Here is a 25849-nt window from a genome sequence, read left to right as displayed (position 1 = left end):
AAAAGTTCCCCCTTTTTCTTCTAAGCTTTTACCCACTGATCACGGTGTATGACTTCAATGGTCATGATCGTTTCTTGCTTCAAGTCATCACTGCGTTTCCCGATTATATGTTTCAGGTTTTCGGAGGAATAGAGCACCTCTCCCTTACCAATCAAGCCGTCCGTACCGATGACTTCAACGACATCGCCCTTTTCGAATGTCCCGGTGAATTTATAAATTCCAGCGGGAAGCAAACTTCTTCCCTGGGAAAGCAGTGCTTCTTCAGCTCCTTTATCAATGTATATCTTGCCCATCACCAAAGAATGGTGGGCAATCCATTGCTTTCTGCTGGTAACCTGGGAAAGTACATTTTTCCCAATATAGGTGCCATCGCCTTTGCCTTCAAGAATCTCGAGTAATTTACGTTCTCCTTGGCCGTTCCCAATGAAGATGCGTACACCAAGGGAGAGAGATGTTTTCGCAGCCATTAGTTTGGACAGCATGCCTCCTGTTCCTGCCTTCGAGCCGGGACCCTCTGCCCCAATAAGCATTTCTTCCGTTATTTCGTTTAAACGATCGATTCTCTTGGCAGAAGGATTTTTTCTTGGGTTGGAATCATAGAGGCCATTAATATCGGTCAGGATGATTAGCTGGTCGGCATGGACCATCCCGCTGACGAGAGCGGATAACATGTCATTATCGCCAAAGGTCAATTCCGCGACTGATACGGTATCATTTTCATTGATGATTGGCAAAATCCCACGCTCAAGAAGTTCCCTCAGCGTCGCGTAGGCATTTCGATACCGTTCTTTTTTGGCGAAATCATTCCTTGTCAGCAGGATCTGGGCAGGAATAATTCCAAATTGACCGAGTTTATCCATATATGATTGAATTAACAGACTTTGGCCGATGGCCGCGGCCGCCTGCCGCCCTTTCAGTGAAACAGGCCTTGCCGGGTAGCCCAGACTCCTGAAGCCGGACGCGACGGCTCCGGAAGATACCAAAAGGACTTCATGGCCATCCTGCCTGAGGGCGGCAATCGCCTCGATGTGATCAGAGAATTTTTCCTGATCGATTTCACCTTTTAAATTGGTCAAGGAACTGCTTCCGATTTTTACAACAATCCGTTTTTTCTCCATTCCGACTTCCTCCCATGAACTTCTCTGCTGTTATGTCAAGTGTTGCTGCTTAAAAAGTGCAAAAAAGCCCTTTTCATCCTAACAAAAAAGGACGAAAAGGGCTTCGTTTCCGTGGTACCACCTTCATTGGATGCAAAAGAACATCCCGCTTTGGCCTGATAACGCATAGGGTTGCGCCCATGTATTGCATGGGACTCAGGAGACAGGTTCTACGGCTTTGCTGTGGCGAGGTCTTTCAGCTATAAACCCCGCTCTCTGACACATAAAGCTTCCGTATACTAATCCTCCATTAACGTTCATCGATGTATTTTTTATATTATGCAAGAAAATCAGGATAATGTCAATTCTAACTATTTAGAAATCTTCAACAAAGGTTAATTTATTCCATTTGTGACGGCTTCATATAAGTCTTTATACTGGATGGCTGAAGCATTCCAGCTAAAGTCCTGGCCCATTGCTCTATTGACAAGCCTTCGCCATTTGTTGGGCTGAAACCGAAATAGCCCGACAGCCCTTTCAATCGTATACAGCATGTCGTGTGCATTGTAATTCATGAAACTGAAGCCAAATCCTTCATCGGTAAATTCATTATAAGGAACGACGGAGTCCTTCAAGCCCCCAGTTTCTCTTACGATCGGCAGCGTTCCGTATCTGAATGCAAGCAACTGCCCTATTCCGCATGGCTCAAATTGGGAAGGCATCAGGAATATATCGGAGCCTGCATAAATCTTCCGGGCCAGCGATTCATCAAAGTAACCTTCGAACCTAAGCCTATCGGGATACTGTGCTGCCAATTCCTTAAAGGCTCGTTCATATTGTTCCTCGCCTGTGCCGAGAATGATCAACTGAACATTCAGACTCATGATTTCATGGAAGACATGCAGGATTAAATCGATTCCTTTTTGTTCGACCAGTCTTGTAACCAAAGAAATGACAGGTATATCCTCATTTACTTCAAGATTTAAGGATTGCTGCAGCATCCGTTTGTTTTTCAGCTTACCTTTCATATCTTCAAACGGTGCGTATAATGTCTCATCTGCTGCCGGATTATAGTCCTCATGATCAATTCCATTTAGAATGCCAACCAGTTCTTGATTGCGTTTCCGCAAAAAGCCGTCTAGCCTCTCCCCGTAAAAGGGCATTTGGATTTCCGATGCATAGGTAGGGCTCACGGTGGTCAGATAATCGGAAAATGCCAGTCCGGCTTTCATGTAACTTACATCACCATGGAATTCAAGCGCATCAATATGAAAATAAAGCTCACTTAAATCCAATAGTTCCGCTAGTACCTTTTTTGGATAAATCCCTTGATAGCGTAAATTGTGGATCGTAAAAACCGTCTTGATTCCCTGGTAAAATGGATGGTTATGATAGTGGGCCTTCAATAAAGTACTTACAGGCCCAGTCTGCCAGTCATGGCAATGGATAATATCCGGCTTATTGTCCAGATGAGGCAAAGCTTCCAAAACAGCTCTTGAAAAAAAGGCAAATCGCTCGCCATCATCGAAAAAACCGTAGCTGCCATGTCTTTTAAAATAATACTCATTATCCAGAAAATAAATCGTGACGCCTTGATGAATCATTTTTTCAATTCCACAATATTGCCTTCTCCAGCCAACAGGCACTTCGACACTGGCTACGAAAGACATCTGCTTTTTGAAATGAATTGGAAGGTCTCCGTATTTTGGCAGAATGACACTGGTTTCGATATTTTGTTTTTGCAATGCTTTCGGCAAGGAGCCGATCACGTCCCCAAGGCCGCCTGTTTTGATAAAGGGGGCACACTCGGATGCAGCGAATAATACGTTCATGACAGTCCTCCGTTAGATGATCTCCGCTTTTTTGATTACTTTTGGATGGAACCCGCCCATAACAACTGTATCTTTCGTAATCCTTGCTTGTTTATCCATGATTACATTTTCTAGGTAAGCTCCTTCACCAATTTCTCCTCTTTGCATAATAATGCTATTTTTTACAATAGCATTAGGATGGACCTTGACCCCGCGGAAAAGAATACTATCCTCCACAACCCCCTCAATTTCGCAGCCATTGGCAATTAAAGAGTTACTTGTCTTAGATGAAAGGCCATAGTTTACAGGAGCTTCGTGCTTAACTTTCGTATATAAATCCCACGAATCATAAAAATTGGAACGGATGATTTCGGGATTTAGAAAAGCCATATTCCCGGAGTGAAAACTTTCAACAGAATGGATAAAGGGCATTTCACCTGTGAAATGGTATGCTTTTACACGCAAAGTATGAAGATTCGCCTTCACAGCATCTTTTATCAAATCATATTCACCATTTCCCACACAATTAATGATTAAGTTGATTAACAGTTTTTTGCTTATCACAAAGGTTTCAAGACAAACATGTTCTCCCGGCACCGGTGAAGTATAAAGCTCGATATCTGTGACAGTCTCCTCTTCGTCAAATGTACAAGTATGGTATATCGGCTTTTCAACTGAGGTACCGTGATAATCTTTATAAACAACTGTTATGTCTGCCTGATCAGCTTTATGTTTGGCCATGATATCATTAAAATCCATCTTACTGACATGATAACCTGGCGAAATGATGACCGTTTCTTCATGCGATCGTTGAAAAAATTCAAGATGATCATAAAAGTGTTCGAGATCGCCTTTCATTTTTTCATCAGGATGGACGGGTGGCAGAATAAACAATCCGCCATTTCTTCGGTCGAGGTCCCATTCTTTTCCCGATCCTAAATGATCCATGATTGAACGATATTTTTCTTTCGTAAACACGCCTACCTTCGTGATAGAAGCGTGAATGAAATTTGACAATGTAAAGTCAATCAGGCGATAACGGCCGCCAAAGGGCACAGATGCCATACACCGATGCTGTGTCAATTCTTTTAGAAATGGTTTTTCATTGATAAGATTGATAATTCCTAATACGTTGCCCATGTCCATCACCCCTAAGTATCTCTGTGGTTTACAGTACTTTTTATATATGTGTGAAGATTTTTTGTCTGTCTCCGATCAGTATGATATCGTCAGATTGTTTTACAGGCCGAATCACTGCACCATCTTCTATGACTGCATTATTTGCAATGATCGCTCTTTCAATCGTTACATTTTTTCCGATAGTAACATTCGGCATGATGACGGAATCATGAATGGTCGTACCTGCTCCAACCTGGACATTGTAAGAAAGTACCGAATGATCGATTTGTCCGTAAATTATACAACCCTCGTTGACTAGCGATTGTTTCACTTCGGCTCCAGGTGAAATATAGTGCGGCGGGTGATTTGCGTTTCCTGCATAGATTTGCCACTTTTGATCATTCAGGGAGAATGCAGGGTTTTTGCCCAAAAGGTCCATATGTGCTTCCCATAGGCTCTGAATCGTTCCTACGTCCTTCCAATAGTCATCGAACCGATAAGCATACATGCTTGAGCCATCTGCAAGCATTTTAGGAATGATATCCTTTCCGAAATCCTTAGAAGAAACCGGATTCTGTTCATCCTGTATTAAATATTTTCGAAGGATTTTCCAATTGAAAAGATAGACTCCCATAGATGCTAGATTGCTTTTTGGCTGGTCCGGCTTTTCCTCGAATTCAACTATTTTGTCAGTAGTGTCGGTATTCATGATTCCAAACCGGTTGGCCTCGTGCCATGGAACTTGGATGACAGCAATGGTTGCATGTGCTCCGTGTGCGACGTGAGACTGAAGCAGTCTCGTATAATCCATTTTGTAAATATGATCGCCGGAAATGACAAGTACATATTCCGGGTCATACTGATCCACATAATGAATATTCTGATAGACAGCATTCGCTGTTCCTTCATACCAATGTCCCCCGTTTTTCCCTTGATAAGGGGGAAGCACAGATACACCGCCATTATTACGGTCCAGGTCCCACGCACTGCCTTTCCCTACATAAGCATTCAACAGGTGAGGCTGATATTGGGTTAATACGCCGACTGTATCAATGCCGGAGTGGGTGCAATTGCTCAATGCAAAATCAATAATCCGATATTTTCCGCCAAATGACACGGCTGGTTTTGCTAACTCATGCGTTAGTTCTCCCAGTCTTGATCCCTGCCCACCGGCTAATAACATTGCAATCCACTTCTTATTTACCATTATGTTCAACTCTCCCCCGTCTATTTTTTGTTTGTTTCATAAAAATCGCTACACCTAATGGAGGAACGGTGACTTCCATGCTGTATCGTTGATTGTGATAAGGTTCTTTTTCAGATCCGATTGCGCCCTGATTGATTATTCCTGAGCCCCCGTAAGACTGGGCATCACTGTTAAATACTTCTATGAATTTCCCATTCGATGGAATCCCAATGCGGTACCTTTCATAAACATTGGCGGAAAAGTTGCAGACAACTATGCAATAATCCCCTTTTCGCTTTCCTTTTCTCATAAACGTTAAGACACTTTCTTGGTGGCTATGATCGATCCATTCGAAACCATCCGGTTCATGGTCGAGCCTCCAAAGACTTGAATTCTCTTGATAAAATTGATTAAGCTCTTTCAGATAATGATGAAGTTTTTGATGGGATGGAAAATCCAACAGATTCCAATCAAGCTCTTCCTTGTCTTTCCATTCGGCGAATTGCCCTAATTCACTCCCCATGAACAATAACTTTTTTCCCGGGTGTGTCATGAAGTATCCGTAAAGCAAACGATAATTTGCAAACTTCTGCCAGTAATCACCGGACATTTTGTTTAACAAGGAGCGCTTCCCATGCACTACATCATCGTGTGAAAAAGGGAGAACGAAATTCTCTGAAAACGCATAGAAAAAAGAAAAGGTTAATAGGTTGTGATGGTTGGCCCGTTCGGAAGATTCTAGCTTCATATAGCGCAGGACATCATTCACCCAGCCCATATTCCATTTATAATTAAATCCCAGGCCTCCTGTATCAGTTGGAGCCGTTACCAGAGGCCATTCCGTTGCTTCCTCGGCCATCATCAGGGCCCCGGGATGTTTCTCGAAAATCGTTTCGTTGAGCTTTTTGATAAAAGCAATCGCAGCTCCGTTTTCTTCTCCGCCAAATTCGTTTGTCAGCTTTTGCGGCAATGGGTTGTCATGGTTTAAATAAACCATCGAGGAAACGGCATCGACCCGGAAACCATCAATATGATAAACGTCCATCCAGAACAAGGCATTTGAAATAAGGAAACTGACAACTTCCGGTTTCGTAAAGTCGAAACTATACGTCCCCCATAATGGACGTTCAGCTCGCAAGGGATCAATCGGCTCATAAAGCGGTGTTCCATCAAAGCGGCCCAGCCCGTGCTCATCCTTGCAAAAGTGTGCCGGGACCCAATCCATGATTACGCCAATCCCGCGTTGGTGGCAACAGTCAACAAAGTGCATGAAATCTTCAGGGGTGCCAAACCGGCTGGTTGCTGAGAAATATCCGGTAATCTGATAGCCCCACGATCCATCAAAAGGATGCTCCATCAGCGGCATGATTTCAATATGGGTAAATCCGTTTGCTAAGACATGTTCAATCAGCTCATCGGCAAGCTCACGATAGCTATAGGACTCCCCATTGCTCTTTTTCTTCCAGGAGCCGAGGTGTACCTCATAAATGAGCATTGGTCTGTGGTATGGATCCGATTTAGGAAGGCTGGCGATCCATTTTTGGTCATGCCATTCATAGTGATCCAATCTATGGACAATTGATGCCGTGTTGGGGCGTTCTTCAGAAAAGAATGCATACGGGTCAGCCTTGAGAACGACCTTGTTCTCCTGGGTAAGGATTTCGTACTTATATAATTCCCCTTCCTGAAGTCCTGAAACAAAAATGACCCAAACTCCCGATTGATGGACTCGATCCATCGTATGCCCGTTGCCGTCCCAATTATTAAAATCTCCGACGAGAGACACCTTTCTGGCATTTGGGGCCCACACGGCAAACCTGATACCGTCGATCCCTTCAAGAGTGGCCGGATGGGCGCCAAACGTTTTATAACTTTCATATAGTGTTCCTTCGTGAAACAGATACAAATCAAACTCACTTGGGTTCACATCGTGCTTCAATTGCAGTGTACTGCCCAAATTATCACCACCACCTTCATCTGTATGTATATTATTATTGTAATATATTCGCTACATAAATGGTGAATCCTTTGCCGAAAGCTGTCTTTTATTGTCGGAATGTAAATAAAATTATGGAAATGCTCTTTTTTTAATTGAGCAGCCAAGTATTAAAAAACTTAGTGAGCAATAGTTATACGTAAGCGGCTACAATCAAAGTCCTTTTCCCGTTTTTTCGGAAAAACAAAACATAGCTTGTTTGCTTTTATGGAATGGTTAGGGTGTAATAAAACAAAAGATTGGCTAAATTAAAAAAAGACCGTTTGTGCGCACAACACCAAACAGTCATTGCAATAGAAAGTCCCCAACAAAGGGAATCAAAGATAAGACAGAAATAGACACCCCTTATGCCGTCCGCTTTTCTATTGTATTTTGTATTGCCTTCCTTCTCCGCTTCCCTCTAAAAACAGGTACGATAGTGAAACAGCCCATGCCAGTGGTGTATTTTTATTGGGCATGTTTTTGCCGCCGATATATAATTCCGGAACTTCCCAGTTTTCAGGTACGATCATCATCGTTTTCTTGATATATTCCTGGACTTTATCCATCATTCCCAGTTCCCTGTAACACAATCCCAGCCACGGTATGCCGAAACACCACTCTGCTTCGCTGCCTTCGTTATAGTATTGATCGTCTTCGTATCGAATGCATCCATACTGCCGTTCCAGCTTGCTTGAAACATGATTGGCGATTGCAAGCGCCATACGCCTGTCAACGATTCTGTAAGGGAATATTAAGGAGAGCAAAGCCAAATCAGTTTCTTTCGTTTCACTTTCACGCGGGAGCATAAAACGGAGTGTTTCTTCGCCTTTGTGAATACTATCTTCTTTTACATCCACCAGCATTTTAACAGCATGCAGTCCAGCCACACAAGCTCCGACACTGGAAGCATGGACTTCCATGTTTTCTTCCCACATTCCATTGTCTTTTGCCTGCCAATATTGCAAACAATCAAGATAATGGACAAGCTTCTGGACAATTTGCAAATCTCTTTCGTCGCGAATGACTTTTTTACCCTTGCGCACTCCTTCACCGACACCCCAGAGGAATGCCCCAATCGCATCATTTTGTGCATGCCCCCACTCTACGTGAAGCTCTGTTAAATCTCTGGCGTAACGTGAATGGATAAATTCGTGAAGATATACCGGTTTCTTTTTTGTATGAATATCGATTTTCCATTCGTATTTTCTAAATAAATCGAACAAACTATGATAAGCTTTCTCATACCGACCACAAGCTGTATGCAAAAACGGCAGTACGGTATATATCACATCCCGGATCCATACATACCCATAATCCTGAGAAACACTGGCCGTATAAGCTCCATTAGGCAGCCTCATCTGATCAAGCACTGAAATTGCTTTTTCGCCATTCATGATTATACACTCCTTAACGCTATCGATTCTTATTCTTATTTACTCAAAGTTCACCGATTTTAAACCGATACAGGAAACTATTTCTAATTAGAGCGCTTACAAATATTTATTTCTGTCCGAATCTAACATCCTGCTTGTATGGTATTATTTTATTCAGGTTGTCAGCTTTTGACTCATTTATCTAATAATATGATGATTTAGCCCGTTGCTTGCTTAAACACAATTAGTTTTTGCCCGATATAGTTTGTGACCGTATAGATACAAGTTCCGAGGATAACAGCAAGATTTTGTTGTGAAACAGGGAATAGGTGATAAAGATGGCCGCTTAACCACTCACTGGTGCCATAAGATACAGTATAGCAGAGGGTGATGACCGCAACGAACAGTACCCCTCCTTTTTTCAACGAAACGCCGCTCTTGAAAGTGAACGTCCGGTTCAAAAGAAAACTGATAACAGCTCCTGCCCCATTACCGATGAATGTAGAGAGCCAATAGTTTACCGCTAACGCATCCATAAGCAGAAAAATAGTGGACAACCCGACTAATGTGTTGAGGACGCCTACCAGTAAAAAACGGATAAATGAATTAGTTTGATTCAGGCAAATCTCTAAGAGCAAGGCTATATGCGTCATCTTCTTCTCTTTCTTTGTTTTTCAAATGGAGTGACATTGGCAATGAATAGGAGTCCATGTCGACAATATATTTAGGACGGCGCTTGGATTCCTTGTAAATTTTCCCGATATACTCGCCGATCAGTCCGATAGCAATCAACTGCAAGCCTCCGATCAGCCAGATCGATGTAATCAAAGACGTCCAGCCGGTGGCGGTGTTCCCGAAAAATTTTAATATCGAAAAATAACAGCCAAACAGAAAACTGATAACGAACGATAGGACACCCACAAATAAAACGAAACGGATCGGTGTCACGGAAAAGGAGGTAATCCCGTCAAAGGCAAAGGCGAGCATTTTTTTAAAAGGGTATTTTGTTTCTCCTGCCTGGCGTTCCTTCCTGTCGTAATAAACAGAAGTAGACCGAAAACCGATAAGGGGAACGATCCCGCGAAGGAACATGTTTACTTCCTCAAACTGTTCCAATGCTTGAAGTGCTCTTTGGCTCATTAAGCGAAAATCCGCATGATTATAGATGAGATCAACACCTAATTTACTCATTAGTGTGTAAAAACCTTCAGCGGTGGTCCGTTTTAAAAACGAATCAGTATCGCGTTTTTGCCGTACACCGTAGACTACGTCAAATCCTTCACGAAACTTTTCAATGAATCCAATGATTGCGGATATATCATCCTGCAAGTCAGCATCTATCGAGACAACGCAATCGGACATATTCTTTGCGGTAAACAGCCCGGCGAGCAGCGCATTTTGGTGTCCTGCATTCTGTGTCAGTTTCAAACCGGTTACCCGTTCATTTTTCAGGCTTTCTTTATGGATGATCTGCCAGGTCCGGTCCTTGCTGCCATCATCAACGAATAATAGTTTGCTTTTCTTGGAAACAAGATACCGGGCGCTCATATCCTCTAACAGTATACTTAACTGACTCATTGTGTCCGGAAGAACTTCTTCCTCATTGAAACAGGGTACAACAATCGTAAGAATTGGTTCTGACATTTGTGCAACCTCCCAGGTGTTTATATGTTTATATGGCTTTGTATAAATAAATTTTCCAAGCAGCTTCTCTAGAGGTAAATACATTTTCTAATTCCAGCTTTATTTTTTCAGCGTTTTCAATGGGTAAAGCTGAAAATATATACGTGCCCCCTAGCTCTTTGAATGCTTGTGAATTCAGTTCAAGATGTTTGATCCGCTTTTTCGAATCCTTGTTAAACATGTAACGCTTGCCTAATTCATCAGAAAAAAGATAGCAGCGGCCTCCCCATTCATCAAAGTATGTCTGGATGGTTTTATTTTTTGCCAGTTCCTGTTCAATTATTTTACGAAATTTATATTTATAGCGTAACGGATAAAAATTGTTATATGTATCGAGCGTATAAAATCCATTATACTGTGCGATTGCAGGGTGGATTCCAATGCTTGCGACCCGATAATCCTCCTGGGGGAGTGAGATATAGTTTTCAACTTCGTCGAATAATTCCTCGGCATAAAATTCTTTTACCGAAGGCTTTGTGTGATAAATAATCTCATCATTGAAAGCAAAAAGAATGAAAATCTGAGCGAATATAACAGCTGTAATCGAGTTTTTATTTTTCGTGCGGTTCCAAATAACTCTCAAGGCCAAAGCAAAATTGACATAAATGATAAGCGGTCTCAAAAAATGATAACGGGCAAAATTAAACGTATCCAAAAAGTGAAATTGTTCCGTTAAAGGCGCCCATCCTTTATAAAACCAGAAGGCATACCACGTCGAAAGGGCAAAGTCCAATCCCAACAGGAAAATAAATAGCTTTTCCTTTCGCCATAATTGATGTTTGAAAACAAGATAAAAGGCAAACAACACGACGGGAAGAAGAATTAATGCATGGACAGTCATCACATGTGTATGGCCAAGCACAAAATTTTTAAAAGTTAGCCGTATCGATCTCCAGAGAGGAAGTCTTGCATGAAAATATTCATCCCGGCTGTTTGCTTCAGTTCCGAAAAGAAACGAATGAACAAGCCTGTATTCGACCATCAAGTAGATGAAAGTCATATAGGCAATTGAACAAATAAACCGAAAGTTCCATCCTTTGCCTCTGATAAAATCGACCAGCCAGAACACGGCCATCGCTGTCAGGAAAAAGAAAAAGCCGAGGACAAAGCTTGAATAAAGCGGCAATAATGTGAGGACGAGATAGTTTCTCCAGGACTTATCCCCATTCCTGATATTCAACAACGCCCAGAGCGCAAGCGGCATACCCAAAGTGCTTAGCATCCCCGAAGGCCAAAAAGGAGTGAGCGCAAAGGAAAGAGCTATCCCTACACGAATGACTCCCCATTCCTGCTTTGTTATGAAATGATCTTTCAATAAGAGATACATTCCGAGAAAAGCAAAGAACCGGGTGATTGCCTGACTTAACGCATAAGCCATCATCGTCGGAAACAGAGCATGCAGCCAAACGATCCCGCTATATTCGGTTCCAAATGCATTTCTGGACAGACCATTGATCACCTGTGGTATTTCCGAGGCCACACCGCCAAACAGCTGGCCGCTTTCCGTTAATACTTTATACCAGGCCATGTTGGAATCTAAATTATCATGAACACGAATGTGCGCATTTTCCCCTAGAATGAACAACGGACTTAAATAAACACAGAGCAAAACCAGTGCAAAACCAATAAGCTTCGGTTCCTTTTTATTCTCTTTTAAAAACAATCGAAACACCTCACAAGAAAAGCGAAAGTTCTTGAAAAAGGAACGTCGACTAAGATCCGCCACGTCCTGTGGCGAACGTCGACGTCAACACATCCTGTGCAAGTCCGACAAGGATAATTCGAACGTCTGTATGGGGAGCGGTTTTCTCACCATCAGATGGTTGGCTTATGACCTCGAGGCCGACTAAGATCGCCACTTCCTGTGGTGACGTCGGCACTAGCACGTCCTGTGCGTCGGGGCTAGACTGCTTGCGCTAGACACCAGTTCACATTGAAAAAGCTATACTTTCTTATTTAGTCAGAAAAGCGGAAGCACCCTATTAAAAACAGCCATATTGATTTTACATAAAATCTTTGGTGCTATTAACGTTTGCTTAAGCGCTGAAATATATTCCTTTTCCTCCGATTAAAAGAAATTTCCCGGTACTGATTGTGAAACGAAAAACCAACGCATATATTCATTAATACTACGAATAGGATAGAAGCATGCAGGAAGGAATTGGTTATGGGAAATTTGAGGAGCAATTCGCTGAAGGAAAACAAATAACTTCCACTCTTTTTGTAACACCTTGATAAGGGGCTGGTTTTCATGATAAAAAAAGCAGTCATCCCTGCCGCGGGCTTAGGGACACGATTTTTACCGGCGACAAAGGCACAGCCGAAAGAAATGCTGCCGATCGTGGATAAGCCAACTATTCAATATATAATTGAAGAGGCAGTAGAGTCTGGAATTGAAGATATCATTATCGTTACGGGCAGAAATAAAAGAGCAATTGAAGACCATTTTGATAAATCAGTCGAGCTTGAAGTGACTTTAATGAAGAATGGGAAAGAAGAGATGCTTGAGATGGTTGAGGATATCTCAAATCTGGCAGACATTCATTATGTAAGGCAAAAGGAACCCCTCGGACTTGGCCATGCCGTTCTTTGCGCCAAAAAATTTATTGGAGACGAACCGTTTGCTGTTCTTCTCGGTGATGACATTGTCGACAGTGAAGTACCTGCATTAAGGCAAATGATCGATCAATTTGAGGAGGCGGGGTCAAGCATATTAGGCTGCCATGAAGTCCCGCGATCAGATGTGGTAAAGTATGGAATCGTCAACTATTCATTGCAAATGGAACGGTTATTTAAAGTAGAAGGTTTAGTCGAGAAGCCGGCGATCGAGGATGCTCCATCCGCTCAAGCGATTATTGGCAGATATATTTTAACCCCGCGCATCTTTTCGATCCTGGAAACCATCAAACCCGATAGGAATGGCGAGATTCAACTAACCGAAGCCCTCGATCAACTGCTAAAAAGAGAACCGATGTATTCGTACCTGATTGAGGGTTTCCGCTATGATGTCGGGGACAAATTCGGTTTTTTACAGGCTTCCATTGATTTTGCGCTTAAAAGGCCTGAGTTAAAAGCGAAACTTGAAATGTACTTAAAGGCAACTTTAGCAAAAATCGATTCAATTTAAAATAGAGAGACAGGAAAAGACACCGAAAAAAGGTGTCTTTTCCTGTGTTGAGACTTTATATGAATCGAGCGTTACGGCGGTGAGCTTTCTCCGCCTATTCTTTCGCCTCAAACAGCTTCTGCTTATTCCACTTCCCGAATTTATAGTAAAGATAAGCGAAGACGCTGCTGATCACAAAGCTTGTCCCCATTCCAAAGGCGATTCCCTTCTCCCCCATCATATTGGAAAATACATACGTTAACGGGTAGCGGAGCACCCAAAATGAAATGATGTTCAGCACGAGCACCTGAAACATCGCACCTGATGCGCGGACGATTCCATTTAAAATGAAATTAAGTCCGAGAAATGGATAAAAGAACGCAATAATTTTGAGATATTCAGTGCCGAACCGCAGTGCATCTTCTTGCTGGATAAATAAACTGATTCCATACTTGGCAAGCAAAACGATCAGAACTGCAAGGATGAGCATAATGAATAAATTGTATAGAACGCCATAAAGTGCAATCCTGTATACCCGAGCCCACTGACCGGCACCAATATTCTGGCCAGCCATGCTATTTACTGCGGTTCCGAGAGCTGAAGCAGGAAGCATAATGATACTGTCAATCCGCTGGGCAGCACCAAAACCGGCAACAACATTCTCCCCATAGGAGTTGACTACACTCATCAATGCCATAACTCCTGCAGAAATCACCGTCATTTGTAAACCTGAAGGAATGCCGAGTTTTAAGATAAGCAACACTTCTTCGCTTTTGGGTACTGATGGAATGCCGAATGGGACCAGTTTCCGGCGAATGATTAAATAGATGCCGACAAGGAAAGCGATACATTGCGACAGGATCGTTGCATAGGCTGTCCCTTCCATCCCGAGACCGAAAATAGAGATAAACACAGGATCAAGAACGGCATTTAACAGGACTGCAATCAGCACAAACATCAAAGGGGTTTTACTATCGCCGAGTGCCCGTAATATGGTGCCGATGAAGTTATAACCAAACAGGAACAAAATACCGATGAAGTTTATTTGAAGATATGATGTCGCCTCTTTCACCATAACAGCCGGTGTATTTAGCATCACTAAAATAGGTTCCGAAAATAGAAATCCGGCCGCACCAAGGACGAGAGCCAACAATGTCAAAATAACAACGAAAGCATTTAAATAACTTTTTAAGCCGTCTTGATTATTCACTCCCTTTTGCTGGGACAAAATGGTCAGGGTTGCGTTATTAATTCCGATCACAAAGGAAAGTACGGTAAAAATGACCGTTCCCGAAACAGTAATCGCCCCTAATGCATTTGCTCCAAGGAGATTGCCGACCCATAAACTATTGATAAATTGGCTGGATGCTTGAAGAAGATTCGAAAACATAATCGGAGTTGAAAAAGCAACCAATTGCTTCATAATATTTCCCTGTGTAAAATCCTGTTGGGCCATTGCATACACCCTTTTCTCTAGTAAAACATCTAATTTTCCTCTATTATTAAGGTTTTTTTCGAAAACTTCTAGCATTTAGTTTCTAAATCAATTAAAAAATGCCCGAATAACCTACGCCGTAAAGCGCAGATCTCCCATTTCATCAAGGAAAATAGTACCGTAATGGGCAATTTCAAATTTCCCCTTCGCCCCACCTTTTCTGGACCCGGTAAACGCACCGAATGATTCCCGATTTCGGGAATTCACCGTATTTTCATTTCGAGACTTGAAATTCCTATAATTTAGGAATGTAACCCGAAAAAATGATGTATTTAATTTCCGAATATATGTAAAATGTTCTTGATTTTCTGTGACTCAGCGTTGTAATATTGAATGATGTGGTTGTTTAAGGTTTCGTTTATTCCACTGATACAAAACTCTGTGTATATCAGTCGTTCAATTGGATTTTTGCTCATTAGTTTTTCATGAAAGAGGGGAAAAGGATGTCATCTTTAAAAGAGAATCGGACTCCATTAATTATTTTAATGGTCAATATGTTCATTGCCATGGTTGGAATCGGATTAATTATCCCTGTTTTGCCGATGTTCCTGAAAGAATTTGGGGTCGGCGGCCAGGCTATGGGCTATCTTGTTGCCGTTTTTGCATTAACCCAGTTTATGTTTTCCCCAATTGCTGGGGAGATTTCTGATAAATATGGAAGAAAGATCCCGATTATTATCGGACTTTTAGGTTTTACGTTGTCTCAGTTGATTTTCGCTGTTGGAACGGAAATGTGGATGCTGTATGTTTCCAGGCTTCTTGGAGGGATTGGAGCGGCATTCATGGTTCCGCCAATGATGGCCTATGTCGCTGATATTTCTACAGAAAAAGAACGCGGCAAAGGAATGGGGCTTCTCGGTGCCTCAATGTCCCTTGGCTTTGTCATTGGTCCCGGGATCGGCGGTTTTCTTGCTGAGATCGGGATACGGGTACCGTTTTACACTTCAACAGTGATTGCAGGTATTGCTACACTTATTTCCCTGGTACTGTTACCAGAGACACTCTCAAAGGAAGCACAACACAAAGCCCGTTCAGCTACCCGTCAAAAGGAAAGCATTATCAAACAAATGAAAAAATCGTTTAAAGCTCCTTACTTCATGTTGTTGATTCTTGTATTTACGATGACTTTTGGCTTATCGAATTTTGAAGCAATTTTTGGACTTTATGTAGATGAAAGATTCGGGTTTACCCCTAAGGATATTTCGATTATCATCACGATTGGCGCCTTGATCGGGGTGTTCATTCAATCCATATTAGTCGATAAGATGCTGACACGCTTTGGGGAGAAAAAGGTTATGCACTGGACATTCCTGCTATCTGCTGCTTCGATGATCGTGTTGTTGTTGGCGACAAATTTCTGGTCGATATTAGCGATCACAGTCATCTTCTTTACGGCCACCTCTTTAGTGCGCCCGGCGCTGAACACTTTATTATCAAAAATGGCCGGAAATGAACAGGGATTCGTAGCTGGAATGAATAATATGTACATGAGCATCGGCAACATGATTGGGCCGGCTCTTGCCGGCATCCTTTTCGACATCAATATTAATTTCCCTTATATTTTCGGTGCCTTTATTCTAATGATTAGTTATGCCCTAGTCGTAACTTGGAAAAACAGTACGGCAGTAACCTCCAGTCCTGGAACGGTTGCAGAATAAGATACGGTAATCGTTAAATATGAGAAAATGACTCCGTGAAATGATCCGGAGTCATTTTTTGCGTCTTGCCAAGTCCGGTCCCGTATTTGGAGTTATTGAGATGGATGGCATACAAATGATCGAAATATCCTAAATTAAGTCCTTTACCGGCCAGCTCTTTCCAGTTATACCCGTTCCAGAGCCCGCTTGCAAAGGCATGGCATGTGTCGAAACAAAAGCCGATTTTTCCCGGGTCATCACATAAGCTTCGGACTTGGACAAGCTCCTCAAGAGTCGTTCCGATTGTCCCAGGTCCCGGGATACCGGCGTTGTTTTCAAGAAGTATCTTGCAATCTCCTTCCCATTGAACCAGAACAGAGTTGAGCATTTCGATCATCAGCTGATAGCTGGCCAGGGGATCGGTTTCACTGATCTGGCTTCCGAAGTGGACAACCACCCCTGCGGCGCCGCATGAGTCGGCAATCTCCAGGTCATTGATAAGCGATACGATAACCGCCTCCCGTTTATTTTTCGAAGCTGTAAGACTGGTGGGATATGGGGAATGCGCGATAGAAATCAGCTGGTTTTCTAGACAAAATTCTTTACAATACATCGCATCAGCCCGATTAAAATCTTTAATAGTCAGGCTTCTAGGATTTTTGGGGAAAAATTGATAAGCAGACGCATTCAGCGCAATAGCTTGCTTTGCGGCACCTAAATAGCCTTCTTTTATGCTGATATGGCAGCCGAATTTCATTAACCCCCTCTCCCTTCTATCTTAAATATAGAGGTTCCCATCCAGATGATCGTATCTCACTGTTATTTCTGGCAGCCTGTACAATAAAACACTTTACGGGATGAGATGATCTCTTTTTTGATTTTCGATCCACACCTTAAACAGGTTTCGCCTTCCCGGTCATATACTTTACATAAAGAATCGAAGCCGCCAGTCAAGGCATCATCCTTAAAAAAGGGCGTTTCTATGTAACCGCCGTGTTTCAGTGCATCCTGGAGCACTTCCTTTATCGAGCGGTAAATTTGGGCTGCCTCCCCTTGTGTCAGCTCGCTGATCTCTCTTATCGGTAAAATTCTAGCGTGATAACAGATTTCATCACTGTAACAATTGCCAATACCTGAGATAAATTGTTGATCAACTAATTTTGCCTTCAGCCGGCCGCGCTTTTTCTCGATCATTTTTAAAAATAAATCCAAAGTAAAGGCCTGTTCCAAAGGCTCAGGACCTAGATGGGACAGTTCCTGTTTTATCCCTTGTTCATCATAAAGATGCAAATAACCAAGGCGTAAACCGATAAAAAAAAGGGTTTCTCCTCCAAATGATAATTGGATTTGAATCGTCCGTTTTGGCTTATCGTCATCTGACCCATAATACATCAAACCGCCGAGCATTAAATGCAATAACAAGATATAGCCATTTTCAAGATGGAACAATAGATGCTTAGCCTTTCTTTCTATATTTACAACCTTTTGTGACAATACTTTTTCCTGAAAGTCTTCAGGAGCAACGTTTATTGATTTAATACGATTAATTTCTATATCTTTTATGACATGGCCACTTATCTTTTGGTTAAGCAGTAGTCTGTAGTTTTCCATTTCGGGAAGCTCCGGCATCCTTCTACCTCCATTGTCTTAGATGAGTGTAAGGAAATGAACAAATCCATCCTCCTGGCTTTGTTCTTTACTATTTCCTTAATTTCCTTCATTAGTCAGATCGATACCTAAATTATTTTCGGTTATACTCGCTTGTTTTTTTAACCTTTATAAAATTCTGTATGCGTTAAAAAAACCTTCTATATTATTTTAAAAAAATCAGCTTCACCTGTAAAAAGCGAAGCTGATTAAGTCCAGCAAAAATCAATTTTAATTTAGAAGTCCTTCTTTCTCAAGGTATTCCCTGGCAACTTCATTGGCCCCTTTCCGTTCCACATTGACCTGGTAATTCATCTTGCGCATTTCATCATCCGTAATTTTTCCTGCCAGTTTGTTCAATGCTTTCCGGATTTCAGGGTGGTCGTCCAAGGTCTCCTTCCTTAGTATTGGAGCACCTTGATAAGGTGGAAATAAATGCTTATCATCTTCGAGTACTGTAAGTTGATATTGCCTTAATTCGCTGTCGGTTGAATAAGCATCGACCAGATTGATATCACCGGTTTTAATCGCTTGATAACGCAGTTTAGGTTCCATCGTTTTTACATTTGGAAATTGAATATTGTAAAGCTTTTGGATTCCGCGGTATCCATCTTCCCTGTCGGAAAATTCCAGGGTAAAGCCTGCTTTTATTTCTTGCTCTACCTTTTGTAAGTCTGATATGGTTTTAAGTTGAGATTTCTCTGCCAGTGACTGTGGTACTGCCAGTGTATAGGTATTGTTATAATCCATCGGTTTCAGCATTTCCATGTTGAATTCCTTTAACATCCCTTTTCTTGCCTGTTCATATACTGCGCCTTCGTCAGTACTCGTCGCTGTTTCCTTCAAGAACTCTGAGATCGCTGTCCCGGTAAATTCAGGATAGAGATCAATATTTCCTGTTTTCAAAGCGTTGAATACAAAAGAGGTTTTCCCCAGGCCTGGCTTAAGGGTCACTTGTAAATCGGTATCTTCTTCGATGAGGAGCTTATACATATTAATCAAGATCTCAGGCTCTGCACCGAGCTTGCCTGCGATAACGATATCTTTCTTCTCCTCTCCCATTGCGAAAGGAAGAACGATGATCAGCAAGGCCGCTGCTGAAACTGCCCCCAATATAACCAATGCCTTCTTAAAGGAGATTCGCTCAAACTGGCGAAGCAAAATATCGAAAAGGATTGCTAACAGAGCAGCTGGAATCGCGCCAAGCACGATGAGTGATGTGTCGTTCCGGTCAATGCCGAGAAGGATCAAATCACCAAGCCCTCCCGCACCGATGAGCGCCGCCAATGTTGCCGTTCCGACTATTAACACCATCGCAGTCCGAATACCTGCCATGATGACAGGCAAGGCAAGCGGCAGCTCTATTTTCATTAACAGCTTGCGGCGATTCATTCCCATTGCCCTGCCAGCTTCTACAAGTGAAGGATCCACTTCATTAATGCCCGTATAGGTATTTCGCAGAATCGGCAGTAACGCATAAATGACTAATGCAATGATTGCGGGAATTCGGCCAATTCCGAACAGGGGAATGAGCAGTCCAAGCAAGGCCAGCGATGGAATGGTTTGCAGAACTGCCGTGACGCCGATCGCTCCCTCTGCGATTCTCTTATATCTTGTCAAATAAATACCAAGCGGGATGGCAATCACAACAGCGAAAAAGAGGGCAATAAAAGAAATTTGAATATGCTCGAGTAATGCACCAATTAGTTCATCCTGTCTGTCAATGAGAACATCTAAAAAATTATTCATTTTCTTTTCCTCTTTCTCCCGATCCTGCAGCTAAATACCTAATGATCGACTGCCTGGTAATAATTCCTATCATCTTCCCTTCTTTTTCGACTGCAAGTTCATTGTGATGAGACAGCTTTTCCAAGGATTCTGCTATGGAAGAAGAGGCAAGGATCGAGACAGAGGGTTTTGTCTCTGCATCCCCTGCAGGCATCTTGCGCATTGCTTTTTCGATTGTTTCTTCTTCGGGAAGAATTGTTTTTTGAGTGCCAATGAATTCCCGTACAAAATCGTTCGCAGGATTTTGTAGGATATCTCCTGGTGTACCGACCTGGACAATCTCACCTGCCTGCATGACACAAATTCGGTCGCCCAGCTTAACGGCTTCTTGTATGTCATGTGTAACAAAGACAATCGTTTTCTTAATCCGCTTTTGAAGATCGAGAATGTCATCCTGCAGCTTTTCGCGGCTAATCGGATCAAGAGCACTAAATGGCTCATCCATCAGGATAATTTGCGGGTCAGCAGCTAAGGCACGAATGACGCCGATTCGCTGCTGTTGGCCTCCTGAAAGCTCTTTCGGTTTCCTGCCGCGGTATTTTTCCGGTTCGAGGCCAACCATTTCCAGGAGGTTCACTGCGCGCTTTTGAATCTTTTCCCTTTTCCACTTCCTTAATTCGGGTACAGTTGCAATGTTTTCTTCAATCGTCATATGAGGAAAGAGCGCAATCTGCTGAAGAACGTAGCCGATGTTCCACCTCAATTCGTGAATGTTATACTCGCTGATTCTCTTCCCATCAATATAAATAGTCCCGGTTGTTAGTTCAACCAGCCGATTGATCATTTTTAACGAAGTTGTTTTTCCGCATCCACTCGGTCCGATAATAACAAAAAACTCCCCTTCTTTAATTTCCAAGTTTAGGGATTTCACTGCGTGTGTCCCGTCAGGATATGACTTTGATACATTTTCAAATTTGATCATCTTTTTACCCCTTATTATTCTGTAGTCTAGAACTATTAAATCATTCTTTCCCCATTTTTCCTAGAAAAACACTTTTTATAAACGCCTTGATTTCCAGCGGGTTCTCTACTGTGACTTGATTGGGGGCTTTTTCATTTTAACTGCTGCCAATCCAGGTAATATACAGACAAATAAATGACTCCGGCTAGAAACCGGAGTCATTTACTAGATTAATTAATAATGAGATATTCACAACATAAGGTGTCCTGTTATTTCACTTCAATCGGAACGATTTTTCCTTCTTCAACTGCCCCGACAATTAGTTCAGATTCGAAGCCGCCATTTTTGTCGATCGAAGGTATTGAATAGACCTGTTTCTCCTCAGGCAGTTTGTCCAGCCCATCCTGCATATGTTCCCGAATTGCTTTGACGTCATCCACTGACCCGGCTGCTTTCATTGCTTCAACAAAAATGTTCATTGCAATATAGTTCAGACCTGCCTCAGAGCCTGGATCTTCTTTATATTTCGCTTTATAATTTTCAACAAATTGATCTGTACCTGGATTATTGGTATCAACTAATGGCAAGACGCCAATTGATCCCTCAAGGACATCGTAGGAGCCTGTTACTTTTTTCATTTCATCTAACTTTGCTTGATCCATGACCAAAAAGCCGCCCTTAAATCCTAATTCCCTTGCTTGCTTTGCCACTTTGGCCGTTGGCTCAGATGCACCGCCGATAAATAACACGTCCGGTTTCTCTTTTAACGCATTGGTGACAATCGTAAAGAAATCAGTGTCTTTCGCGAAGTCGATGGAAGAGTTATAAACGACTTTCCCGCCGCTTTTTTCCCAATGTGGAATAAGTTTTTCTGTCCAGTCCTTTCCATATTGGGAGGATGTTGGCAATGCGGCGATTTTCTTTCCGTACCTTTTCATTGCGTACTCCGAAAAAGGTTCGATATAACCATCATAACGAGGCGGAATCCGGACTGTGAGTGCGTTTCCTGACTCTGTTACTTTTGGTTCACTTGTATAAGCACCGATAATGAAGTTATCTTGCTGGTTGAATACTTGCAGTGCAGAAACTCCGCCGCTATGCGGAGTAAAGATGATAGGGGTCTTATGTTCCTGAATCAATCGTTTAGCATTGGCACCCGTTTCGTTCGGCAGGTATTTGTCATCAAGTGACACAAGGTTGATTTTATACTTTTTTCCCTTCACTTCAAAGCCGCCATCATCGTTGATTTCTTCGGCAGCCATTTTCACTCCATTCAAGGTACGTTCTCCATAGAATGCAGCCGGACCGCTTAGTGGACCGCTATACCCGATATTTACCGTGTTGCCTTTATTGCTGTCTCCTCCTGATGCCGTCTTGCTGGATTGTGAGCCATTGCCATTGCATGCTGCTAAAATTAGAATCAAAGTAAACATCATACTCACCACGAAAAATAACTTTGTTATCTTCATCCTTTTCCCCCTTAATTATCAAAGACTAAATTTCGCAAACAAGATGGTTTTTCTTTCACCACCCCCTTTAAAAAGCATTTTTTATTGGACATTTAGGCGCCGATATAAGCCTTTCGTACTTCATCATTGGCAAAAAGCTCGTCAGAAGTACCTTCGAGGACAATGGATCCATTTTCAAACACATACCCTTTAGTGGCTATTCTCAGGGCGGCATTCGCATTTTGCTCGGCGAGTAGAATGGTTGTTCCATCCTTATTGATTTGCTGAATCACGTCAAACATTTGTTCAACAATTAGTGGGGCCAGCCCAACGGACGGTTCATCGAGGAGCATGAGCCTCGGTTTTGACATCAAAGCCCTGCCGATGGCCAGCATTTGCTGCTGACCGCCGCTTAATGAACCGGCCGAATTGTTTCTTTTATCTTTTAAAATCGGAAACAAATCGTATACCGTTGCCAGTGACTGTTTGATTTCATCCTTTTTCCGTCGATGGACATAAGCACCCATCCTTAGATTTTCGTGCACTGTCATCTCTGAAAAGAGCTTTCGGCCTTCTGCGCATTGGACAATCCCAGATTGCACGATGCGATCGGGAGACCGCCCTTTTATGGACGTTTTCTCAAAATGGATTTCTCCTTCAAATGGTTTGTTCAAACCGCTTATTGTCCTGAAAGTCGTGCTTTTCCCTGCTCCATTTGAACCGAGCAAAACGACAATTTCCCCTTCGTTCACTTCAATATTCACTTTTTGAATCGCTGTATAGCTTCCGTATTTAACGGAAACACCGTTTAGCTTAAGCAATGGCACTTCCTCCTAGATACGCCTTAATGACTGTTTCATTGTTTTTGATTTCATCCGGAGTCCCTTCGGCAATTTTTTCCCCGTAGTTTAAGACCATGATTTTATCTGCTAATTTCATGATCATTTGCATTTTGTGTTCAATCAGGCATACCGTTATTCCTTTTTGGACCATTTTTTCCATTAACAGCGCGAGGCCTTCTGTTTCATCGGGATTGACCCCGGCCGCAGGTTCATCAAGAAAGACAATTTCCGGGTTCGTGGCGAGCGCAAGCGCAAAGGCTACTCGCTTTTTCTCTTCCTGGGAAATGCCAGCGGCTTGTTTATGGGCCGCATGGGTTAACCCGACGAAATCTAATACTTCGATTGCCTTTTCTCTGCACTTCTTTTCTTCTGACTTTAAGCGTTTCGTCCTGAGGACTGCATCAAGCAAGTTAGATTTGGTGCGCAGTCGATGGCCGACGATGACATTGTCTAATACTGTTGATTGTTCAAAGAGATTCGTTGTTTGAAAGGTGCGGGCAATCCCTAATTCCGCTATTTTGTTGGAAGGCAGCGTGGTAATATCCTTGCCTTTAAAAATTACCGCTCCTGAACTGGGACGGTGGAAACCGCTGATCAGGTTGAAAAAGGTCGATTTCCCGGCTCCGTTTGGACCGATAATCGCGTTGATTTTTCCTTTTTCAATCGAAAAGTCAACAGAATTTACCGCAAATAATCCTCCGAACTTTTTGGTTAAGCTCTTTGTTTCTAAAAACATCGTTTATCCCTCCTTCACTTGCTTTTTCGATTTTACTAATGAATCGTTGGGGATGTCCTTGTTTTTAGACCTTTTATCCTCGTATTTATGTTTCCAACCCGTGAAAGCGCCAACAATTCCCCGCGGGTAAAAAATAATTAACAAGGTCAAAACCGGTCCAAAGATTAGCATCCGATAGTCCTGGAGAAATTGCAGCTGCTGTGAGACCCAAACGATAAGGATTGTCCCAATGATTGGCCCTGACAAAGTTCCCAGCCCACCAACGAGCAAATAGGTCAACAAATCAAAGGTTATCGCAGTAGAACCGATATCCGGACCGATGAACCGCACAAAGGAGGCATACAATGCACCTGCCAGCCCGGCAAAGAATGTAGACAGTACAAAGACGGTCAATTTATTTTTCATCGTCGAGATCCCAATCGTTTGGGCAAGATCTTCACTATTTCGAATTGCTATATAAGTTCTTCCAGTCAGGGAATGGACGATTCGGTAGACGATCAGAATCACTAGAAGCAGAATGACTAGGACTAGGTAGTATTGTGATAACGCCGTTTGAAAGGAAATAGGGCCAATATTAGAAGGAGCCGGGATTCCGATCAAGCCCCTGACACCTTCTGTTAAACTCTCCCATTTGTCAATGACCAGATAAATAATGTAGCCGACGCACAGTGTATAGATTGCGAAGAAATGCTCTTTAGTTCGTAAAGCGATCAAACCGATCAAAAATCCCAGAAAACTTGTAATCAGGCAGGCAAGAATGAACGCAAGCCAGAAATTAAGTTGGGCCTTTACAGTTAATATTCCAAGTGAGTATGCCCCGATTGCAAAAAAGCCAGCGTGGGCAAGGGACAAGTAGCCGGTATATCCCGCAAGTAAGTTTAGGCCGTAGACACCGATCATCCAAATAAAGGATAGTGTCATGATATGAAGGTAATATTCGTTTTGGGTAATAAAAGGAAAGACAAGTGAAAGTAACACCAAGCCTGTTATGATGTTTCTTTGCTTGAAAATAGCCGCCATTAATGCCCCTCCTTCGCAAACAATCCTTTTGGTTTAACGGACAGAATAATGACTAATAGAACAAATGCGATGATATCTTTGTAATCATTTGAGATATACGTGGCACCGAGGCTCTCACTGAAGCCAAGGATATAGCCGCCAATTATTGCTCCGGGAATACTGCCCATTCCGCCTAGAATGATGATGACAAATGCTTTTAAGATGACCAGCTGGCCCATACCTGGAAATACAAGATTGATAGGTGCTGCAAGTGAACAAGCAATGGCAGCAAGCCCCCCGGAAATCATGAATGTCATCATCGCCACTTTATTGGTATTGACACCTACCAGGTTTGCGCCTTCCCTGTTTTGTGACATGGCAATGATCGTTGAGCCAATGAATGTTTTTTTCAGGAAGAGATATAACAGAATCATCACAGCAACTGCTGAAACAATGATTAGCATCCTTTGTAATGTAAACGTAATGCCAAATATATGAATGACTTGATCATATGGGGTCGGCATTGTACGATAATCCGCCCCCCATACGAATTGTGCAAATGCCTCGAGGAATAATAGGATTCCAATTGCAGCGATTTTGTCATGAATGGGCGGTGAGTCTCTTAAGGGATGAAACACAAATCGTTCCATCAAGACCCCAACAAGCCCGACTGCGAGAATGGAAATGAAAATAGCCAGCCAGTAATGAAGCCCGAGTGATGTCATCATGGTCAACGTAATGTATCCGCCTAACATGTACAGAGCGCCATGGGCAAAATTAGGAATGTGCAGGATGCCATAAACCAGTGTTAAACCCAGGGCAACCAGGCTGTAAACGCTTCCAATTGTCAGGCCGTTAAATAACTGTTGTACGAGAATTTCCATAGTTTCTCCCCTTTTTTTATTTGTTTTGACTAACGATTTATGATGATACATTTTGATTTCGCAACAATATTAAGATCCTCGTTGCAATGTTCGAGCTTTCGCCGCAAAATCCTGAACCC

At 42.5% G+C, this 25849-nt stretch carries 23 protein-coding genes and 1 other annotated feature; of the genes, 2 read left to right on the top strand and 21 right to left on the bottom strand.

Annotated features, from left to right (window positions below; all coding sequences use genetic code 11):
* Positions 1-20: 20 nt before the first annotated feature.
* The 10 genes from proB to ELQ35_RS22515 form a co-directional block, all read right to left on the bottom strand.
* Positions 21-1118, bottom strand: coding sequence for a glutamate 5-kinase (gene proB / locus ELQ35_RS05725; RefSeq protein WP_126863864.1), 1098 nt, complete (start codon positions 1116-1118; stop codon positions 21-23).
* Between the two features lie 84 nt (positions 1119-1202).
* Positions 1203-1420, bottom strand: a binding site (T-box leader).
* A gap of 72 nt (positions 1421-1492) precedes the next feature.
* On the bottom strand, positions 1493-2929 hold the full coding sequence (gene glgA, locus ELQ35_RS05720) for a glycogen synthase GlgA (RefSeq protein WP_126863863.1): 1437 nt from the start codon (positions 2927-2929) through the stop codon (positions 1493-1495).
* Between the two features lie 12 nt (positions 2930-2941).
* Entirely contained in the window at positions 2942-4048 is a 1107-nt protein-coding gene (gene glgD / locus ELQ35_RS05715; RefSeq protein ID WP_126863862.1) for a glucose-1-phosphate adenylyltransferase subunit GlgD, read from the bottom strand.
* Positions 4049-4088: 40 nt separating this feature from the next.
* Positions 4089-5234, bottom strand: coding sequence for a glucose-1-phosphate adenylyltransferase (locus ELQ35_RS05710; protein ID WP_126863861.1), 1146 nt, complete (start codon positions 5232-5234; stop codon positions 4089-4091).
* Positions 5224-7170 (bottom strand): 1,4-alpha-glucan branching protein GlgB, encoded by a 1947-nt coding sequence (gene glgB / locus ELQ35_RS05705; protein ID WP_126863860.1) that lies wholly within the window; start codon positions 7168-7170, stop codon positions 5224-5226. The genes ELQ35_RS05710 and glgB overlap by 11 nt, the downstream gene beginning before the upstream one ends.
* Before the next feature lie 401 nt (positions 7171-7571).
* Positions 7572-8585, bottom strand: a complete 1014-nt coding sequence (locus ELQ35_RS05700) for a glycoside hydrolase family 15 protein (RefSeq protein WP_126863859.1) — start codon at positions 8583-8585, stop codon at positions 7572-7574.
* A 197-nt stretch (positions 8586-8782) separates the two neighbouring features.
* The gene (locus ELQ35_RS05695; RefSeq protein WP_126863858.1) at positions 8783-9217 is read right to left on the bottom strand and encodes a GtrA family protein; all 435 of its coding nucleotides are present in this window, start codon (positions 9215-9217) and stop codon (positions 8783-8785) included.
* On the bottom strand, positions 9171-10208 hold the full coding sequence (locus ELQ35_RS05690; RefSeq protein WP_126863857.1) for a glycosyltransferase family 2 protein: 1038 nt from the start codon (positions 10206-10208) through the stop codon (positions 9171-9173). The genes ELQ35_RS05695 and ELQ35_RS05690 overlap by 47 nt, the downstream gene beginning before the upstream one ends.
* A 28-nt stretch (positions 10209-10236) precedes the next feature.
* The gene (locus tag ELQ35_RS05685; protein WP_126863856.1) at positions 10237-11910 is read right to left on the bottom strand and encodes a DUF6044 family protein; all 1674 of its coding nucleotides are present in this window, start codon (positions 11908-11910) and stop codon (positions 10237-10239) included.
* A 49-nt stretch (positions 11911-11959) separates the two neighbouring features.
* Positions 11960-12127: a hypothetical protein gene (locus ELQ35_RS22515; protein WP_185861674.1), complete on the bottom strand. Its 168-nt coding sequence runs from the start codon at positions 12125-12127 to the stop codon at positions 11960-11962.
* 371 nt (positions 12128-12498) lie between these two features.
* On the opposite strand from ELQ35_RS22515, the gene galU reads away from it, so the two are divergent.
* Positions 12499-13374 carry a UTP--glucose-1-phosphate uridylyltransferase GalU gene (gene galU, locus ELQ35_RS05680; RefSeq protein ID WP_126863855.1) on the top strand — a complete coding sequence of 292 codons (876 nt, stop codon included), beginning with the start codon at positions 12499-12501 and terminating at the stop codon, positions 13372-13374.
* Positions 13375-13468: 94 nt separating this feature from the next.
* On the opposite strand, the gene ELQ35_RS05675 is transcribed toward galU, so the two are convergent.
* Both ELQ35_RS05675 and ELQ35_RS23010 read right to left on the bottom strand, forming a co-directional pair.
* A complete protein-coding gene (locus tag ELQ35_RS05675) occupies positions 13469-14809 on the bottom strand; it encodes an MATE family efflux transporter (protein ID WP_126863854.1) in 1341 nt (446 codons plus the stop codon).
* 111 nt (positions 14810-14920) lie between these two features.
* Positions 14921-15055 carry a sigma 54-interacting transcriptional regulator gene (locus tag ELQ35_RS23010; protein ID WP_370873433.1) on the bottom strand — a complete coding sequence of 45 codons (135 nt, stop codon included), beginning with the start codon at positions 15053-15055 and terminating at the stop codon, positions 14921-14923.
* A gap of 236 nt (positions 15056-15291) precedes the next feature.
* Between ELQ35_RS23010 and ELQ35_RS05665 the strand changes: the two genes are divergently transcribed.
* Positions 15292-16506, top strand: a complete 1215-nt coding sequence (locus ELQ35_RS05665) for an MFS transporter (protein ID WP_126863853.1) — start codon at positions 15292-15294, stop codon at positions 16504-16506.
* Positions 16507-16519: 13 nt separating this feature from the next.
* Here the strand turns inward: ELQ35_RS05665 and ELQ35_RS05660 are convergent, their stop codons facing one another.
* The 9 genes from ELQ35_RS05660 to ELQ35_RS05620 all read right to left on the bottom strand — a co-directional run bounded on the left by ELQ35_RS05660 (position 16520) and on the right by ELQ35_RS05620 (position 25730).
* Entirely contained in the window at positions 16520-17242 is a 723-nt protein-coding gene (locus ELQ35_RS05660; RefSeq protein WP_126863852.1) for a TIM barrel protein, read from the bottom strand.
* 62 nt (positions 17243-17304) lie between these two features.
* Positions 17305-18114, bottom strand: coding sequence for a bifunctional DNA-formamidopyrimidine glycosylase/DNA-(apurinic or apyrimidinic site) lyase (mutM, locus tag ELQ35_RS05655; RefSeq protein ID WP_126863851.1), 810 nt, complete (start codon positions 18112-18114; stop codon positions 17305-17307).
* 249 nt (positions 18115-18363) lie between these two features.
* The gene (gene opuFB, locus ELQ35_RS05650; protein ID WP_126863850.1) at positions 18364-19881 is read right to left on the bottom strand and encodes an osmoprotectant update ABC transporter permease/substrate-binding subunit OpuFB; all 1518 of its coding nucleotides are present in this window, start codon (positions 19879-19881) and stop codon (positions 18364-18366) included.
* Positions 19874-20842 (bottom strand): ABC transporter ATP-binding protein, encoded by a 969-nt coding sequence (locus ELQ35_RS05645; protein ID WP_126863849.1) that lies wholly within the window; start codon positions 20840-20842, stop codon positions 19874-19876. The genes opuFB and ELQ35_RS05645 overlap by 8 nt, the downstream gene beginning before the upstream one ends.
* A gap of 248 nt (positions 20843-21090) precedes the next feature.
* A complete protein-coding gene (locus tag ELQ35_RS05640; RefSeq protein WP_126863848.1) occupies positions 21091-22290 on the bottom strand; it encodes an ABC transporter substrate-binding protein in 1200 nt (399 codons plus the stop codon).
* A gap of 92 nt (positions 22291-22382) precedes the next feature.
* On the bottom strand, positions 22383-23090 hold the full coding sequence (locus ELQ35_RS05635; protein WP_126863847.1) for an ABC transporter ATP-binding protein: 708 nt from the start codon (positions 23088-23090) through the stop codon (positions 22383-22385).
* Positions 23083-23847: an ABC transporter ATP-binding protein gene (locus ELQ35_RS05630; protein ID WP_126863846.1), complete on the bottom strand. Its 765-nt coding sequence runs from the start codon at positions 23845-23847 to the stop codon at positions 23083-23085. Before ELQ35_RS05630 ends, ELQ35_RS05635 begins: the two co-directional genes overlap by 8 nt.
* 3 nt (positions 23848-23850) lie before the next feature.
* Complete coding sequence (locus ELQ35_RS05625) at positions 23851-24867, bottom strand: branched-chain amino acid ABC transporter permease (protein ID WP_126863845.1); 1017 nt, start codon at positions 24865-24867, stop codon at positions 23851-23853.
* Positions 24867-25730 (bottom strand): branched-chain amino acid ABC transporter permease, encoded by an 864-nt coding sequence (locus ELQ35_RS05620; protein ID WP_126863844.1) that lies wholly within the window; start codon positions 25728-25730, stop codon positions 24867-24869. Before ELQ35_RS05620 ends, ELQ35_RS05625 begins: the two co-directional genes overlap by 1 nt.
* Between the last annotated feature and the right edge of the window lie 119 nt (positions 25731-25849).

The organism is Peribacillus cavernae, assembly GCF_003989135.1.
GTDB lineage: Bacteria > Bacillota > Bacilli > Bacillales > DSM-1321 > Peribacillus > Peribacillus cavernae.
The sequence above is the reverse complement of the archived record's forward strand: the minus strand, read 5'-3'. Positions and strand labels throughout refer to the sequence as shown.